At 57.1% G+C, this 17,818-nt stretch carries 13 protein-coding genes; 9 read left to right on the top strand and 4 right to left on the bottom strand.

Annotation, left to right across the window (positions count from 1 at the left end):
• Positions 1 to 8: 8 nt before the first annotated feature.
• Positions 9 to 617 (bottom strand): YfbR-like 5'-deoxynucleotidase, encoded by a 609-nt coding sequence (locus DSL70_RS04320; RefSeq protein WP_119306697.1) that lies wholly within the window; start codon positions 615 to 617, stop codon positions 9 to 11.
• 413 nt (positions 618 to 1,030) lie between these two features.
• On the opposite strand from DSL70_RS04320, the gene DSL70_RS04315 reads away from it, so the two are divergent.
• Complete coding sequence (locus tag DSL70_RS04315; RefSeq protein ID WP_119306696.1) at positions 1,031 to 2,074, top strand: Fe(3+) ABC transporter substrate-binding protein; 1,044 nt, start codon at positions 1,031 to 1,033, stop codon at positions 2,072 to 2,074.
• A gap of 518 nt (positions 2,075 to 2,592) precedes the next feature.
• Here DSL70_RS04315 and DSL70_RS04310 read toward each other — a convergent pair.
• On the bottom strand, positions 2,593 to 3,795 hold the full coding sequence (locus DSL70_RS04310) for an MFS transporter (RefSeq protein ID WP_162916345.1): 1,203 nt from the start codon (positions 3,793 to 3,795) through the stop codon (positions 2,593 to 2,595).
• A 324-nt stretch (positions 3,796 to 4,119) separates the two neighbouring features.
• On the opposite strand from DSL70_RS04310, the gene DSL70_RS04305 reads away from it, so the two are divergent.
• From DSL70_RS04305 to DSL70_RS04295, 3 genes are all read left to right on the top strand, one after another.
• A complete protein-coding gene (locus tag DSL70_RS04305; protein ID WP_119306694.1) occupies positions 4,120 to 5,847 on the top strand; it encodes an ABC transporter permease in 1,728 nt (575 codons plus the stop codon).
• Positions 5,848 to 6,962: 1,115 nt separating this feature from the next.
• Positions 6,963 to 9,110 (top strand): AsmA family protein, encoded by a 2,148-nt coding sequence (locus tag DSL70_RS04300; RefSeq protein ID WP_119306693.1) that lies wholly within the window; start codon positions 6,963 to 6,965, stop codon positions 9,108 to 9,110.
• Between the two features lie 275 nt (positions 9,111 to 9,385).
• Positions 9,386 to 9,643 carry a hypothetical protein gene (locus tag DSL70_RS04295; protein WP_162916344.1) on the top strand — a complete coding sequence of 86 codons (258 nt, stop codon included), beginning with the start codon at positions 9,386 to 9,388 and terminating at the stop codon, positions 9,641 to 9,643.
• A 219-nt stretch (positions 9,644 to 9,862) separates the two neighbouring features.
• Here DSL70_RS04295 and DSL70_RS04290 read toward each other — a convergent pair whose 3' ends face one another.
• Both DSL70_RS04290 and DSL70_RS04285 read right to left on the bottom strand, forming a co-directional pair.
• Positions 9,863 to 10,309 (bottom strand): GNAT family acetyltransferase, encoded by a 447-nt coding sequence (locus tag DSL70_RS04290; protein WP_119306691.1) that lies wholly within the window; start codon positions 10,307 to 10,309, stop codon positions 9,863 to 9,865.
• On the bottom strand, positions 10,306 to 11,796 hold the full coding sequence (locus tag DSL70_RS04285) for an FAD-binding oxidoreductase (RefSeq protein WP_205563153.1): 1,491 nt from the start codon (positions 11,794 to 11,796) through the stop codon (positions 10,306 to 10,308). Before DSL70_RS04285 ends, DSL70_RS04290 begins: the two co-directional genes overlap by 4 nt.
• A gap of 536 nt (positions 11,797 to 12,332) precedes the next feature.
• Between DSL70_RS04285 and DSL70_RS04280 the strand changes: the two genes are divergently transcribed.
• The 5 genes from DSL70_RS04280 (at position 12,333) to aroC (ending at position 17,702) form a co-directional block, all read left to right on the top strand.
• Positions 12,333 to 13,031, top strand: coding sequence for a TetR family transcriptional regulator (locus DSL70_RS04280; protein WP_119306690.1), 699 nt, complete (start codon positions 12,333 to 12,335; stop codon positions 13,029 to 13,031).
• 664 nt (positions 13,032 to 13,695) lie between these two features.
• Positions 13,696 to 14,505 (top strand): enoyl-ACP reductase FabI, encoded by an 810-nt coding sequence (fabI, locus tag DSL70_RS04275; RefSeq protein ID WP_119306689.1) that lies wholly within the window; start codon positions 13,696 to 13,698, stop codon positions 14,503 to 14,505.
• A 243-nt stretch (positions 14,506 to 14,748) separates the two neighbouring features.
• Positions 14,749 to 15,363, top strand: coding sequence for a histidine phosphatase family protein (locus DSL70_RS04270; protein WP_119306688.1), 615 nt, complete (start codon positions 14,749 to 14,751; stop codon positions 15,361 to 15,363).
• 289 nt (positions 15,364 to 15,652) lie between these two features.
• Positions 15,653 to 16,153 (top strand): hypothetical protein, encoded by a 501-nt coding sequence (locus tag DSL70_RS04265; RefSeq protein WP_162916342.1) that lies wholly within the window; start codon positions 15,653 to 15,655, stop codon positions 16,151 to 16,153.
• Positions 16,154 to 16,607: 454 nt separating this feature from the next.
• Entirely contained in the window at positions 16,608 to 17,702 is a 1,095-nt protein-coding gene (gene aroC / locus DSL70_RS04260; protein ID WP_119306686.1) for a chorismate synthase, read from the top strand.
• Positions 17,703 to 17,818 lie beyond the last annotated feature (116 nt).

Genomic DNA, 17,818 nt, shown 5'->3' with positions numbered 1-17,818 from the left:
GCCATCCCTCAGGCACCCAGAGCCTGATGCAGGTTATGGAAGCGCTGGAGAAAGGCTTCCTCGGCCTCGCCGGTGCTCCACGGCGTGATCGGCAGCGCCTCCTCATCCAGGCCATCGGGGGCGCCGAACAGCTGCCGGGCCTCTGTTGCCTCGAAGCCAGCCAGATGAACCGCCTCGAAATAGGCTGAAATCCGGTCCGCCTGCTTGATCTGCTTCTTGAGGGCGGCCGTGGGGTGTGGCGCAAGGCCGAACCGGATGTGAATGGCGGCCTCAAGCCGGTCTTCAATGCGCTTGTAATCGGCACCGATCGCCGACTTGAACGGCGAGATCATGTCGCCGACCACATATTCCGCGCCGTCATGCAGAAGCCCCATCATCAGGGCCGCGACTGGTAGGGCGGGAAACTTCTGGCGCATGATCATCTCGACGATCAGGCAATGCTGGGCCACGGAGAATGGGTGCTCGCCGATGGTCTGGCCATTCCAGCGGGCGACGCGGGCGAGGCCATGGGCGATATCCTCGATCTCGATGTCAAGCGGTGACGGATCGAGCAAATCAAGCCGTCGCCCGGAAAGCATGCGCTGCCAGGCACGGGGGGCTTCGGATTTCAGGGCCATGTCAGTCTCCAAATCTTGGCTGGGGCGTGTTCAGTCATGACCTAAACCAATCGGCCTGTCATTGGTATGGAAAATCCGAGGATCTCACGACAATTTCATGCGCAAGCAATCGTGCGGACCGCGTGGCGTTCCACATCGCTCCATCGCATTGGGAAAAGGACATGGTTCTAAAAGGTGAGGATAATTTTCAACAATTAAATACGGACAATATTGTATTCAATTTTTGAGAATGAAATGCAACAATTCAAGCTACTTACCAATGACAATTTGAAAGATTCTAAGAAGATCGACGGCAAATCTCAGCCTAACTCACTGTTTTGTTATGGCTTTTGCGTTGACTTTGCGAACGTTTCGCATCAAGTTCAGCGCATCACAACCGATCTTGGGCCTTGAACCCACCATTGGAGACAGACATGAGACATTCCTGCCGGGCCCTCCGAGCGACGGTATCCGTTGCCGCCCTGCTTACGATATCCACAAACGCCAGCCTTGCTGCCAGCGAAGTGAATATCTACTCCTACCGCCAGCCGTTCCTGATCGAGCCACTTCTGGAAGCCTTCCAGAAAGAGACGGGCATTCGAGCCAATCTGATCTTTGCCAAGCAGGGTCTGGAGACCCGCATTGAGGCAGAAGGGGAGAACTCCCCTGCAGACCTGCTGCTCAGCACCGATGTCGGTCGTCTGGAAGCTGCAAAGCAACAGGGCATCGCCCAGCCTGTGGCTTCCGATATTCTCAAGGCAAATATTCCCGCCCGATACCGTGATGCCGATAACCAGTGGTTTGGTCTTACCACCAGGGCACGGGTGGTCTACGCCTCGAAAGAACGGGTCAAACAGGATAGCATCACCTATGAAGACCTGGCCGATCCGAAATGGAAGGGCCGCATCTGCACCCGCTCCGGCCAGCATGATTACACCATCGGCCTGATCGCTTCGATGATCGTGCATCATGGTGAAGAAGAAACCCGTGCATGGCTGGAAGGGCTGAAGGCCAATCTGGCGCGCCGCCCAACCAGCAATGATCGCGCCCAGGTCAAGGCCGTCTATGCGGGTGAATGCGATCTTGCTCTCGGCAACACCTACTACATGGGTCAGATGCAAACCAATGACAAGGAGCCCGAACAGAAGGAATGGGCCGCCTCGGTCCGCATTCTGTTCCCCAACACCGACGGGCGCGGCACCCATGTCAACATTTCCGGCATGCTGCTGGTCAAGCATGCGCCGAACCGGGATAACGCCATCAAACTGATGGAATTCCTGTCTTCGGCCGAAGCCCAGCAGATCTATGCGGAAGGCAACTTCGAATATCCTGTGCTGGATGGTGTCGAGCCGTCAGCCATCGTCAAGAGCTGGGGTAGTTTCAAGCCCGATAGCGTTGCCCTCGGCGAGATTGCCGATGCGCGCAAGAAGGCGTCCGAGCTGGTCGATATCGTGGATTTTGATGCTGGTGCCAACTAGGGGACGCTGACCGGATTGGAATAATCCGGGTGGTTCGAACCGAAGGAAAGAAGGAATTTTATCGAATTGGTTGAAGGCAAGCCGATTTGCCCCCAGTGGCAAAGCGAGGCGGACTGTACTGGTCCTACAGTCCATGGCCGTTAGGCGACCCTTCACCCAATAAGCGCTTGGCAGACGACAGATGCGATACTGGTCCTCTCGCGTCGACCGACTGTAAGGAGCGCAACCCCAAACGGTCCCGCATTCGGTGGCATGAAAATAAAGCTGGTCCCTTTATTATGCGCGTCATCGAACGATACGGTCTTATGCATACCGGGCTTTTGCCCACAAGACAAGAATGCGGGATTGGACATGAAGGCATTCGGTCAAAATAGTGGACAAGCTGGTCCCTTGTTTACTCTCCGCCTGTCCGATTGCCTTTAATGGATTGTGCCACGACGGCTTCCCGTCGTGGCACTTTCATTTTGGGGCGGGAGTCTCTCGGTTTCTCCCGCTCGAAGTCTCCTGAGAGAACCGTCTCAGGCTGGCAGTTCTTCTGCTTCCCTGTCGGCACGACGGGTCGCCACCAGCGTGATGATACCGGCAACCGCAGCAAGCGAGGCAGACAGCACGGCGGTGCGATAGTCGCTGTAGCTGGCGATGATGCCCATCAGCGAGCCGCCCACCAGCCCTGAAAGGAACATCGAGTTGGTGTAGAGCGCCATGGCGTTGCCGATGAAGCCACGAGCAAAGGACTGCATGAAGGAAATGCTGACCGCCGCGAAGATGCCGAAATAGGTGCCTTCGATGGCCGAGGCTATGGACATTTCCGTCAGTGACGTGATGGTGGAAAGATAGCCATAGCAGACAACGGCCATCATGCTGGCCAGGATCATCGCGTTGCGGGCACCCATCTTTTTCAGCAGCCCCGGCGTGCCCAGAATGACCACCACTTCAAAAAAGCATTTGACGGCGATGGCCAGCCCCGGCGCATAGTCGGGCAGATGCGCTTCCTTGATCATGAACAGCGGTGCCGAGGAAAGCGCCAGCGAGTTGCCAAGGGCAATGAAGAAGCAGGCGACCGTGGCGGCCCAGAGCGGGAAGTTGAAATTGCTGGCCGCTGCTGCACTGGCTGCCGCAGAATCCTGATGGGCCGGATGGGTACGGCGAAATGGCTGCTTCAGTGTGATGTTCCACACCAGCAACCAGACGCAGCCGATCGCGACAGCCAGCTGGAAAACGATCATGTGGCCATAGACGCTGGCCAGCGCAAAGCAGAGCGCCGGAGCGACCATCCAGGCAAGGGACATCATGGCGCGTACACGGGAATTGAATTTGGCCGAGTCCAGATGGCTCTGGTCTGCATAGAAGCGGGCAAAGCTGAGGATGGTGCCGATGGCGGTGTTGGCGATCGCCAGACAGGCCGCGAACATCGTCACAAGCGTCCAGTAGCTGGTGACGAACAGCAGCGAGCTCATCGCAGCAAGATAGGCAAGGATGGAGGCGAGGAGGAGCTTGCGGATGTCCCAACCCTGATCGATCTTGTGCCCCACGAAGCGGTTCGCCGCAACGGCCAGTACGGTGGCCACAAGGGAGTAGACGCTGATCATCATCGGCGACTTCTGGAGATCTTCAATGATGAACAGTCCCATGAAAGGGACCGTCGCGGCATTGGAGAAGGAGCCGACAAAAACCAGCACGAGAACGAGATATTGATTGGGCATAACGGTGGACACTTGCATGCTTGCAGGCACCCGCAAGGGGCCATGCAGTTCAAATTTCAGGAATCGGAAAAGCCCCGCGCTTGAGACGAGCCCGTACTTGAGACGAGACTGAAACGAGAGAAGCGATCGGGGGAGACTTGGGATATTGGGCCTATATTGATGGAAAATACTTAATTTAACGCCAAGCGCAAGAACAATCTGATCACGAAGGCGGCCCACATGGCTCATATGCAACTGGTTCAGCCCTAGGGACAGCTTGATTTCGTGGCCTGATTAAAATATGTGTTTAATTCTCAAGAATACGGTTTTCCCCTGAGTTCGGCGCCAGCCCAAGGAGGTCGCATGTCCGAAACCGCAAATGCGACCAAGGTATCCGGTGTCAGAAGGCTGGTGGCTGAGGCAGGACGCCTCGCCAGCCTGATTGTTCCACCACGCACCGGTGGCGGCTCGCGTCTTGGTTATTGGCTGTTGTTGCTGGTCCTGCTGCTGGTCATTGCGCCAGTGCTTTCGCTGTTGGCCATTGCATTCGGTGACGCAGGCGATGTCTGGCCACATCTCCTGTCAACAGTGCTGCCGCGCTCCATCATGACGACGGTTTGGCTGATGCTTGGAGTTGGGGGGCTGACCAGTCTGCTCGGGGTCTCCTCCGCCTGGCTGGTGACCATGTGCCGGTTTCCCGGTCGGGGGGTGTTCCTGTGGGCTCTGCTGCTGCCGCTGGCCATCCCCACCTATATCGTCGCCTATACGGCAGTTGATCTGCTGGACTATTCCGGCCCGGCGCAAACGCTCATCCGCTGGTTGTTCGGTTTCAAGAGCGCTCGCGATTACTGGTTTCCCGAGGTGCGGTCGCTGCCCGGCAGCATTCTGGTGATGAGCTTCGTGCTCTATCCCTATGTCTTCCTGACAACGCGGGCGACCTTTCTGATGCAGTCGGCCTGTGCCCTTGATGTGGCGCGGACCCTTGGGGCAGGGCCGGTGCGGCTGTTCTTTGCCGTGGCCCTGCCGCTGGCGCGACCGGCGATTGTCGTCGGGGTGACGCTGGCCATGATGGAATGCCTCAATGATATCGGGGCGGTGGAATTCTTCGGGGTCAAGACCCTGACCTTCAGCGTCTATGATACCTGGCTCAATCGGGCCAGCCTTGCGGGGGCTGCGCAGATATCAACGGTCATGCTGGTGGTGGTGCTGTTGCTGCTGTGGCTGGAACGACGCGGCCGACGCGAACAGCGTTTTGCCACGACAACCCGGCGCTATCAGTCCCTGCCGAGCTTCCGGCTCAGAGGCTGGCGGGCAGGGGCGGCCTTTCTGGTCTGCTTGCTGCCCATTCTGCTCGGCTTTGTGCTGCCAGCATCGGTTCTGATGCGCTCGGTCCTGTTCCACTGGCGCGACAACATCAACAGCGATTTTCTGGCCGCCGCAGGCAATTCGCTGTTGCTGGCGTCGGTCGCCGCCTTGCTCACAGCGTCTCTCGGTACGGCGCTTGCCTATTTCGCTCGCAGCCAGAAGAGCGCACTGGTGAAGGCCGTCACGCGGCTATCCTCGATCGGCTATGCGGTGCCCGGCACTGTGCTGGCCGTGGGGATCCTCATTCCGGTGGCCTGGCTCGACAATCTCATTGCCTCAAGCATGAAGGAATGGTTCGGCATCGCTTCCGGGCTTGTTCTGATCGGTTCCGGCGCTGCGATGCTGTACGCTTACTGCGTCCGCTTCATGGCCATGTCCTATGGGGCAGGGGAAACCGGGTTGCAGCGCGTCTCTCCCAATCTGGAAGCTGCCGCCCGCACGCTCGGTCGCTCCCCCTGGCAGACGCTGGTGGAAATCGATCTGCCAATGATCCGCCCGGCGCTCATGTCCGGGGCATTGCTGGTTTTTGTCGACGTGATGAAAGAGCTGCCCGCAACCATTTTGCTGCGGCCGTTCAACTTCAACACACTGGCGACCCTTGTCTATGGGCAGGCCTCGCTGGAGGCCTTCGAGAAGGGCGCGCTCGCGGCGCTGACAATCGTGCTGGTGGGAATCGTGCCGGTCATTCTGCTCTCCCGCACGTCAGGGCGGTCCATGCACGAGTGAGCGGGCATGGTGAATGAAAGGGTCCCGGCCTGAGCCGGGATAGGTAGCGGAATGCACGGACTTGTCATCGCCCGCTTGATCTCGGGTGAATCTCCCGTCCAAAAGGCGCTTGGACAAAGAGCCTCACACCGAAGCTGTCATCCATACATATCGTGTCTAAGAATGAATAATGAAGTACTTTCTTGTTAAATTGATCAGAAAGTGGGAATGTAAGTTATTTCATTCATAAATATCAGTTAAATAATCCATATTTTTGTGGCATCTGTTGAGAATTTCTCTCTTATTTGGTGTATTTATTCTTTTATGAAGAGCAATAATGGAATTGAAAATATTATTGCTAAAGTTTTTTGGCGTAATTATTAGTTGGAAATATCTATTAGAAAAAACTTATTTATCAATATTATTGGGCGGGTTGGTGCTTTGACTGCCGCTGACGGAGGGTCTTGTCGGTAGGAGGGTTTCTCAATATCAACGTGAAATCCTTGAGGTTCCGTATGTGAAAATCTGCCCGTCTCGTCTTTTGACATGGGTGGCGCCAACGTAAAGGTCAACGCCGCCTATTTCATCATGCCGGTTGCTGCAATTCATCCTTGTCGGCAGCGCGTCGCATCTGTGGTCTTTTCTTTCCCTGTTGTTAACCAACCGCCCGTCACATTTTGATTTGTACAATCTTCCCTCGGCTAGATAGTATGTGCTCGAAATATGGGCAGATTTATGCCTTTAGAAGAAAATTTTTATCGTGGTGAGGCTGTCACGCCGATTGTTTGCTGAACGGGAGCGATTCCGGCTGAAGGCAAACAGCATGTGCGGCCATGGTTCCAAACTGACGTTGATATCGGCTCAGACCGGTTCGATGGGGCTGAGTGGCACGTAGCGTGACACACGGTGCGCAGTCGTTACCGGTTTCCCGGTGACAACAGGACGAGAGGTATGAGGCAGTAACATGGCCTTCAGGACCACTCTTCAGACTGGCTTCTATGGGCTTCCATAGGGCTTCCGTCGGCAGCTGGCAGTTCTTGGCCCAGGTCCTGACATCGAAGGTGCGGGGCTGAAGGTCGCTCGCCCTTGACGGCCGTGGGCGAGCCGCGATCCACTAAGAAGGAACGGTTTGATAGATGACAAGGACCATGCGGATCCGTATCCTGTGGAGCACATTGGCATTCCTGATCTTGCTGGTCGGGTTGGTCATGGCTACGCCCTATCTGATCAATACCAGACTGGTCAAGAACCAGATTTCCCAGCAGATTTCGGACTGGTTGGGGCTTCCCGTCACGGTACACGGCGAACCCGTTGTCACGATTTTCCCCTATCTGACGGTCAAGCTAAAAGACATCGAAATCGCCTCAAGTCTGGGAGAGAATGAACCGCCGCTGGTCTCTATGCAGACCCTGCGGGCGCAGATGTACTGGCTACCGTTGCTCATTGGCAAATTCGAGGTGCGCCGGTTCCATCTGATCGAGCCGGTGTTCGAACTGGTTCGCCAGAAGGAGGGAGCCTTCTCCTGGGACCTGCGCGGCGGCTCCCTGTTCAAGACTGACAACGGGCGTCTCACTCTGTCCGATCTGACCTTGGGCAATTTCCAGATCACCCAAGGCGTCGCCCATTTCAAGGACGATGTTTCTGGCACCGAGGAACAGGTTTCCGATATCAACATGGCGTTTGACTGGCCGCGCACCGAAAAGACTGCCTCAATCAAGGGGACAGCGCTGTGGCGTGACGAAACAGTCGAGCTGAAGGCAAGCTCCGGCAAGCCGATGGAGCTGTTTGCGGGTGGGCTGTCGCCGCTGTCTCTTGATCTGTCGTCGCCGCTCTTCAAGATCTCGCTGGATGGATCTGCGGCGACCATGTCGAACTTCCAGTTTGAAGGAGATTTTTCCTTCAGCACCCCGTCGCTCAGCAACTTCATGCACTGGTCGGGGCGTGACCTGCCCTCGGGCCGCGATCTGGGGCCTGCGTCCCTGTCGGCGCGCGCCAATCTGGTTGGAGCCTCTATTGCGCTTTCCGATCTGGACGCCAGCCTCGACAAGAACAAGATCAACGGCGTCCTGCAACTTGATTTCCGCCAAAGCCGCCCGATGGTTCAGGGGACGCTGGCAAGCGACGTGCTGGATCTGGCCCAGTATGTGCGTATGCCCGAAAGCATCGATGAACTGATGCACTATGATCTCACCCGGAGCAAGGCGGCATCCGTCGACTTCGACATCCGGCTGTCCGCGACGGACCTGAAGCTCGGGCCGGTCAATCTGGGGCGGGCTGCGGCTTCCCTGATGACGCGCGACAATCAGGTTTCCGTGTCCATCGGCGAGGCCTATGCCTATGGCGGACGGCTGGAAGCCACCCTCGACATGAAGCAGGACAACGATGATCCAACCCGGATGAACACCAGCCTGCGTGCCAAGGCCAACGGTATCTCGGCTGCCGGTGTAACGCGGGAGCTGTCCGGAGACGAACTGCTGACGGGCACGGCCCTGATGGAGCTGGACCTGCAGGCACGGGGCACTCATCTTGATGAGACGCTGGCCGATGCGCATGGCACCCTGTCGGTGGTGCTGACCGATGGCGAGCTCAATCATTTCGATCTGGGCTTGTTCCAGAGTGCCTTGCAGGAAGGGCGCGACATTGACAGCGAAAAGCTGCGCCAGGGCAAGTCGGAGTTCGATGTGCTTTCGATCCGTGGCCAACTGGCCGACCAGACGCTGGATATCGAAGGTCTGCGCATGACATCAGGCAAGCGGGCCCTGTTGGGGGCGGCGCGCTATGGCTTTGAAAACGGTGAGCTGGATTTCCCCGGCACGCTGGCGATCTACCGAAGCTCGGACCCTGCCAGCCATTCGACGGAAGCGCCGGAGCGGGAAATCCCGTTCCTGATGAGTGGCTCGTTTGACGCGCCCCGTATTTCCCTTCGTCAGGTGAGGGAAAATGTGGTGCCCGACAACAAGGATATTCTGGCGCCCGGTGTTCCGCAGGTGATCAATCAGGAGATCAATCCGGTCCTTGCCCCAGAGGTAATCCCTCAGGAGGTGGATAAGGCAGGGCAGTCGGCTTCCGATGCTGCCCCGGAGCAATCTTCCGTCGAGACAGGTGGCGCGGCTCCGACTGAAGGCATGACCGTCACGGACGAACCCGCAGGCACCCCGCCGCCGGATCCTGTCGATCCGTCAGGGGCGGCCCCGGGCAAGCCTTCCTTGTCCATCCCTCTGGAAGGGGGCATCAATGGCTTCCCTCTTGCCGACCCTGACACAGGCCTCAGCCTCAAGCCCTGAGGGTGGGCGGTGAAGACGGTAAGCAGTGTGAGAGCCTTTGGTCTTATGGCGCAGGCGGGCGGATCGGGGCAGACTTGAGAAATTGACATCAGCGGTGGAATCGGAACAAGAAAGTGAACCGAAGCCGGAAACGTGAACAGTTTCCGGTGGCTGTGCGATAACCGGTGAGTTGGGGCTTCGGCATTCTGCCTAATGCTGGCCGACACCGGTCCGAGATAGGTGTGTCGGGCAGGAAAGTCCGTTATACGCCAACGGGAGACCGCGAGGAGAAAAGCATGCGATTTGCCAGAATGCTGTCTGGGTTGGGCAAGGCCCTGCTTGCCTCGTTGATTACCGGCACGGTGCTGGGGTTTCTCGGTGTCACAAGCCGCGATATCTTTCCCGGCATGGCAAGTTATGTTGACCAACTGACCGATGCGATCGAGCTGACGGTGAATTGGCTGGTGATCTGGGTGGTCCCCAATATCCTCGTCGGGATGGTGATTATCGTACCGATCTGGATCATTCTGATCCTCTTTGGCCCCAGACGCTGACGAAGCCAAGGCCAAACAGTCAGCTACCTGACGATCTGGCTGGGAAATAACCTGCCATCAGTCGCAAGAAGGGGCGGCAGGCGAGAGGACGTTGCACGTCCCCCTGTCTTCCTGCTCTCAAAAGACTTTCCTTTTCAAGAGTGCCATACGAACGAGCCCAAGCATTCTTCCGACGGTCTTTCGGTGGTTCCGACGGCTCTGGCGACCATCCGGGCCTGCTCAGACGTCGCCGCGCTTTGACGAGTCGATCCAGCGCTCCAGCAACTGGGTTGCAGAAACATTGTAGCCCAGTGTTTCATAGAAGCTGATGACCTTTTCGTTGCCTGTGCGCACCATCAGCTGGGACTTCCAGATGCCTTGTGCCAGATGCCATTCCTCAACCGCCTTCATCATCGCCTTGCCGAGACCTGCACTCTGGTGATCCGGAGCAACCGAGAGATAGTAGGTCCAGCCGCGGTGACCGTCATGGCCTGCCATCGCCGCAGCAACAATCGGCCCGCCATCTTCGAGACGGGCGACCAGCACGGTCGAATTGGGTTGGGAGCGGGCAAAGGCAATATCGTTATAGGGGTTGTTCCACGGGCGTGTCAGACCGCAGTCCTGCCACAGGGCAACGACAGTCTCGATTTCGTCATCCTGAATATCCGAGACGACTAAGGGTATCATTGGTTGGTTTCCTTCTTCGTGGCAGCAACGGCCTTGAGCAGCTTGTCAGGGTTCATCAACCCCTTGGGATCAAGAAGATCCTTGATCTGCCGCATCAGCTCCATTTCCACCGGGTCTTTGACATCGGGCAGATGGTCCCGCTTGAGAGTACCGATGCCATGCTCTGCCGAGATGGAGCCACCCATGTCCGTGACAATGGCATGGACCATCTCGTTTATTTCTTCCCAACGGGCAAGAAAGGTTGTCCGGTCGGCGCCAATCGGCTGGGAGATGTTGAAGTGCAGGTTGCCGTCGCCCATATGGCCGAAGGGCACGGGACGGCAGCCCGGAATGGCTGCCTCGCAGGCCGGGATAGCCCGCCTCAGAAACGCAGGAACAGCGCTCACCGGCACGGAAATGTCGTGCTTGATCGAGCCGCCTTCATTTTTCTGCACTTCGCTCATGCCATGGCGCAGCCGCCAGAAGTCCGCCGCCTGCTGGCTGCTTTCCGCCAACGCCGCGTCTTCAACGATGGCGGCTTCGAAGGCCTCCTCGAATATCGCCTCGATCAGTGCCCGGCCATCGACTGCAGGCGAGTTGATCGACAGCTCCATGAGGCAATACCACGGGTGTGGCTCGGCCATCATGTCGCGGGTGCCCTGTGCGTGCCTGATGGCAAATTCGACGCCGATGCGCGGCATCAGCTCGAAGCCTGTCAGTATGGAGCCGGAATGGCGGCGTGCCAGCATGAACAGTGAAAAGGCATCTTCTGGCGTCGCCACGCCGAACATTGCGACCTGCTGGTCGATGGGGCGTGGATAGAGCTTCAGCGATGCGGCGGTGATGATGCCCAGCGTTCCCTCTGCCCCAATGAACAGATGCTTGAGATCATAGCCGGTGTTGTCCTTGCGCAGGGTGCGCAGACTGTTGAGGATTCGCCCGTCGGGCAGAACCACTTCGATCCCCAACACCATGTCGCGGCTGTTGCCGTAGGAAAGCACGCTGGTGCCACCGGCATTGGTGGAAAGATTGCCGCCAATCTGGCAAGACCCCTGTGCGCCGAGTGTCAGCGGGAACAGCCTGTCGGCTTCTTCGGCTGCGCGTTGCAACTGCTCAAGAATGACACCTGACTCGACGATTGCCACGTTGCTGTCCGGATCAAGCTGGCGGATGCGGTTGAGCCGCTCGGTGGAGAGAATGATCTGGTTGCCGCTCTGGTCCGGGATCTGCCCGCCAACCAGACCGGTGTTGCCCCCCTGCGGCACGATGGCCAGATCGAGGCTGTAGGCCAGCTTCATGACCGCGCTCACCTCGGCCGTGCTGCCCGGCTTCAGCACCAGTGCTGTCTTGCCGACAAACTTGTCGCGCCATTCGTGGCAATAGGGATCGGTATCGGCATGGCTCGTCAGGCAATGCTGCTCGCCCAGCAGGGCCTTGAACTGATCGATGACGGCTTGATCGACAGGGCTGTGCCCTGACGTGTTTGGCGATAGGGTAGGATTCTTCACTGGCAGCTTCGCTTGATAGAGAGGGGCAAGACAACAAGCGCTGTCGTTGGTCCCCGGGGTGGGTCTGTTGTGGCCAACTTATCAGAAGTAACTCGGGCTGAAAAGCAACTTGGACGTGGAGAATGCCTCGGGAGGGAAGATAAGGGACGATGGGGGAAGGCGACTGGCTGGCGGAGCTGAGGGCTGCCAATGCGCATCATCCGGTTGCCAGAGCCTGTTCCTGTCCTTGCAAGAAATACTACAGTCTAGTCTTGACGACTTCTTTGCCATGGAAGCCTGATGGAATATCGGGAAGACATTGCAATAAATGGCAACTCTCTGCGACTCGTGTGCCGGACCCGGGCGTAAATACCCAAGGCAAAATCATACTTTTGGGGAAGAGTTACGCACAGGTAAATCGTTTGATGTTGCCTAAAGTGACGCAGAAGCCATGATATTCGGCAACTTATTTGCATACCCCATAGCATTTGCCAAATAAATATATATAAAATATTGCCTATTGCTATTTGTCTGCATCACAGCAAGGGGACAGCTGGATGCCTAATATGGGTTCATCTTCAAGAAAGAGGCCTGTTCAACGTATGAACAGCGCCAGAAGACAGCTCGAGATCGTGAACGCTGCGTTCGATTGTATCGCCGCGTCAGGACACTTGTCGCTGTCAACAACGGAACTTGCCTACAAGGTAGGCATTTCTCAGCCGGCAATTTTCCGGCATTTTCGATCAAAGCAGCAATTGCATCGGGCAATTCTCGAGGAAGCCAACCTGCGGGTGATCGATGAACTGAAACTGCTGATCGGTCGTTCCGAAATGTGGAGCGATCCGATCAATCTGCTTCAGGACGTCATCTTCCAGATGGGGGCCAGTTTCGAGCGTTCGCCGGGTGTGTGGCTGACCTTGATCTGTCAGCGCAGTATTGCCGCAGAGGCAGAACTGCCCATGGTCGAAGCATCGGGACGGGGCAACAAATGCGCCATCTCGCAACTGACCTATACCCTGGAACGGCTGTTTTCCGCCGCCCGGGACAAGAAGCAGGTTAGCGATCTCTTGAAACCGCAAGATATCAGCAACATCATGCTGTCCATCCTCTTCGGGATGGGGCAGCTGTGGCTGAATGACGAACGCAGTTTCGATTTGCAGCAGCGTCTTGGCGTCGCGTTGGAGGGTGTCCTTGCAGGATATCAATTTCTGCCGGACCAGCCCAGAAGCCGCATGCAGATCTCGGCCATCGCGTGAAACTTAGCCGTTTTCCTGTCGGGCTCAACCGGCAGGAGGGCGCAATGATAATCAGAGGCAGGATGTCCGCGTCAGCGGGTGCCCTGCCTTTTTGCGCCGGTTTCATGCCAGCCTTGTGCCAGCTTCACGCCTGTCTCGTGTCTGTCTTGTTCAGTCTCCCTCGGTTGGCTCTGCCGTGTCGCACGGCTGGTTCGTGCCGAACGAGCTAATGCCGTTCGTCTTCTAGGGGGAGGTATGCATATCCGTATTTTCACGCCTGTCATTATTCTGCAGGAACGGAGCCACCCGAACCGGGCGTCACAAATGGGGCTTTGCCATACGGCGCGGTTAAGAATCTGTAACAAATATTGAGCACAGCCGTATGATCGCACCTGAATTTAGGCATTGCAATTTTGTTGCAACATGGTTGATAAAGGCCACACATATCTCGTGATGGTTTGCACGAAGGCCATGGTGGGGGGCCATGGAGGCAGGAAATTGCCCTGTCAACCTTCCGCCGATCACTGTTTCCAGCATTCATTTCTGGTAGTTTTATCAGGGCTGCTTCAGGAACAGGCCTTGGCAGGGTTTAAACTGCAACCATCCGGCTTACTTGGCCCTGACCGCTGATGGCTGCGGGGCACAGAATTACGCGAGACACTCGCGACAGAATCAAGAGGTTCCTATGTCTGACAAACCACAATTGATGAAGGGCAAACGCGGCCTGATTATGGGTGTTGCCAACAACCGTTCCATCGCCTGGGGCATTGCCAAAGCCTGCAAGGACGCTGGCGCGGAGCTGGCCCTGACCTATCAGGGTGATGCAATGAAGAAGCGTGTAGAGCCGCTCGCCGAACAGCTTGATGCCCTTGTGGTGGGACATTGCGACGTGACCGATGGTGCAACGATCGATGCCGTTTTCTCCAATCTGGCCGAAGAGTGGGGCACAATTGATTTTGTCGTGCACTGCATTGCCTTCTCCGACAAGGACGAACTGACCGGCCGCTACATCGACACCACTGCCGAAAACTTCACCCAGTCGATGTTCATTTCGGCCTATTCCTTCACGGCAATCGCCCAGCGCGCCGAAAAGCTCATGCCGGAAGGCGGCTCGCTGCTGACCCTCACCTATTATGGTGCTGAAAAGGTCATGCCGCACTACAACGTCATGGGCGTTGCCAAGTCTGCTCTGGAAACCTCGGTCAAATATCTGGCCGAAGATCTGGGCAAGAACAACATCCGTGTCAATGCCATTTCCGCAGGGCCAATCAAGACCCTTGCTGCTTCCGGCATCGGCGACTTCCGCTACATCCTCAAATGGAACGAATACAACTCGCCGCTGCGCCGTGTTGTTTCCATCGAGGAAGTCGGTGATTCCGCCGTCTATTTGCTGTCCGACTTTGCACGTGGCGTAACCGGCGAAATCCACCATGTGGATGCTGGCTACCATGTTGTCGGCATGAAGGCTGTCGACGCTCCGGACATCACCGTTTAGGCGCCGTCGTCTTTCCCGTCTTTCAAGGCCCGGTTTCGTCCGGGCCTTGCTATAGCTGCCGCATTATGCATCCGTGGTCTGCCAAATTTGGCAGTTGCCGCGGATGCTTTTTTATGGCCTAAAGACGGCATCAAACTGAAGGGCCCTTAAGGGTGACCCGCGCTCAGGATGGAAGGCTGAACACTTTGCCGCCAGCGCCGGACCCGGACCGAGCCTCTGGCCTCAACCGAACGAGCCAACCGCATGCACCAAGGAGAGATGATGCCGATCCCGCCCATTTACTACATTCGCCATGGTGAAACCGACTGGAACGCCGAATATCGGTATCAGGGCCAGAAGGACATTCCGCTCAATGTGAAGGGTGAGGGGCAGGCGCGTCGCAACGGGCGAGTGCTGGCCGAAATCCTCCCCGATCCTTCCGAAGCCAATCTGTTCTGCAGTCCGATGACGCGCACCCGCCAGACGCTGGCGCTGGTGATGGAAGAGGCTGGCTGGTCAGGCAGCGAGTGGGCCAGGAGTGTCACTTTTGAAGACAAGCTGATCGAATTTTCCTTCGGCGACTGGGAAGGCTGGACGCTGGAGGAGATCAAGGAACGCGAGCCGGAGCTCTATTGGGAACGCGAGAAGGACAAATGGCGCACCTGCATGCCAAACGGTGAAAGCTATCAGATGCTGTCCGAGCGGGTCGGAGGCTGGTTCCACAATCTGGACAAGCCGACAGTGGTCATCGGCCATGGCGGCGTGTTGCGTATCGTGCGCTATTTCCTGGAAAAAGTGCCTGAACTCGAAGCTCCGTTGCTGAAAACCCCACAAGACAAGATTTATTTCTGGGATGGTCAGGAGGCGAGCTGGATCTGATCTCGCCATTTCTGCCTGATCATGTGGCACATATTTCTTCAGTTTATTCAAATGTTTGAAATAAGAGTCGCAAGAAAACGCGCAGATTTCTGCCATGCACGCACTCGTTGACTCAAGTTATAGATAAATCTTTCTCAAATTTACCCCCGGCTCCTGACGAAAATTTAGGAAGCTTTTGATAATGTTCCCCGGCAAACGGGAATCTCAACAAAATCAGCTTAAGACACGGTTTCCAAACCCGTGTGTCTGGGGAAGCTTGGAAATGAGGATATCGAAGAAACTTGCCGGCATGATACTGGTGTGTGGTGTCATGGTCTCACATGGTGCCTCGGCTGCCTCCGAGGATATCGTCAGTGCATTGGCTGGAAGCTCCTTTTATTGCAGCGGTGGCAATGAATCATCGGGGCGCGACTACCACTTCAAGGCCGGATCGGGATCCATCTCCCGGATCGATCCGCGCTTTCCCGACAAGGAAGTGGTGTTCAACATCGGCAGTGCCAACAAGGGCCAGTTGGGTGACTACTGGAGCTACGAAACCCTGAGTGATACGCGCGGAGGGCGCGTCCATCTCTATGAACGGGTTTCCATGCGCAGCCCCAAACAGAGCCGCCATATCTACACGACCTATGAGCTTTACAAGAATGATGACCAGATCACCATGGTCCTCTACAACGGCGTCAGCGGTGCCCGAGACTGGACACACAAGACCATGCGGGACTGTGGCCAGAAGGTGGGCAACAAGATCATCGGCAAGGGCAACCGTTACTGGTCCACGACCTTTGCCAAATAGCGGGCTCTGATGCTCAGCATTCGGTCGAATATTAGGAAGACGCTGCTGGCAAGCGCGTCTTCCGCCTCCTCCTGAATGTGATCAGCGCCGCCGCTAGGCATACCCGCCCGGGATTCTCGGGAATGGGTGCGCTTGGTCGCGTATCCACCCCGACCACAGCCCAGAGCTGGTATCAGAGCTGGCCCCAGAGCTGGCCCCAGAGCTGGTCTCTGAGCTGGCATGAGCATAAATACGCCCCTAAATATGCGCTTAAATGTGCTCAGGCGTTTGACCTTTTCCTCCTTGCTCTTTATGACAGTTTCGTTGGATTTATCTTGGCGTGCACAGCAACGGCTGCGGTACGCCCGGTCGCGAGACGTCGTGCATGGGCATGGGGCTTCGGGGACAGGGTTCCCGTCGGTGCCGATATGCCACGCATCTCGGATGATCGCTAGAGACGGGAAGCCCGCCACACATGTCACATAACAGTTTCGGACACCTCTTTCGCGTTACCACCTGGGGGGAAAGCCACGGGCCGGCCATTGGCTGCACCGTCGACGGTTGCCCTTCGCTGATCGGCCTGACCCGCGAGGACATCCAGAAGGACCTGGACCGTCGCCGTCCGGGCCAGTCGCGCTATACCACCCAGCGGCAGGAAGCCGATCAGGTGGACATCCTGTCCGGCGTCTTCGCTCATCCCCAGACCGGTGAGCAGGTGACCACCGGTACCTCGATCAGCCTCATCATTCACAACACCGACCAGCGCTCCAAGGACTATGGCGACATTGCCGAACGCTATCGTCCCGGCCATGCCGACTTCACCTATGATGCCAAATACGGCATCCGCGACTATCGTGGCGGTGGCCGCTCCTCGGCTCGCGAAACCGCCATGCGCGTTGCTGCCGGTGCCGTTGCCCGCAAGGTCATTCCCGACATCACGATCCGCGGCGCTCTGGTGCAAATGGGCCCGCACAAGATCAATCGCGCCAACTGGGACTGGGACGAGGTTAACAACAATCCCTTCTTCTGCCCGGACAAGGAGGCTGCGGCCTTCTTTGCCGACTATCTTGACGGTATCCGCAAATCTGGCTCCTCCATCGGCGCGGTGATCGAGATTGTTGCCTCTGGCGTTCCTGCCGGCTTGGGCGCGCCGATCTATGCCAAGCTCGATCAGGATATCGCCAGTGCGATGATGTCGATCAACGCGGTCAAGGGTGTCGAGATCGGTGAAGGATTCAACGCAGCTTGTCTGACAGGTGAAGAAAATGCCGATGAAATGCGCATCGGGCCGGACGGACAGCCGGAGTTTCTCTCCAATCACGCAGGAGGTATCCTTGGCGGTATCGCCAGCGGGCAGGATGTCGTGGTGCGCTTTGCCATCAAGCCAACCAGTTCCATCCTGACCCCGAAAAAGTCTATCACCCGCTCCGGCGAGGAAGTGGATGTCATGACCAAGGGACGCCACGACCCTTGCGTGGGCATCCGCGCTGTGCCGGTTGGCGAGGCCATGCTGGCGCTGGTTCTGGCCGACCACACGCTGCTGCATCGGGCACAACAGGGCGGAATGTAGGATTGTTTTTTCGCGGACAAGGACTATGTCTAGGCCGCAGGGACACTGTCGCTCTCTCGTTGACCGGTACTGGGTCAATACGCAGGGTCGAGGCCTCCCGGAACAAGCAGAATAAC

The organism is Cohaesibacter haloalkalitolerans (genome assembly GCF_003574655.1).
GTDB classification, from domain to species: Bacteria; Pseudomonadota; Alphaproteobacteria; order Rhizobiales; family Cohaesibacteraceae; genus Cohaesibacter; species Cohaesibacter haloalkalitolerans.
This window is presented reverse-complemented; position numbering and strand designations above follow the sequence as displayed.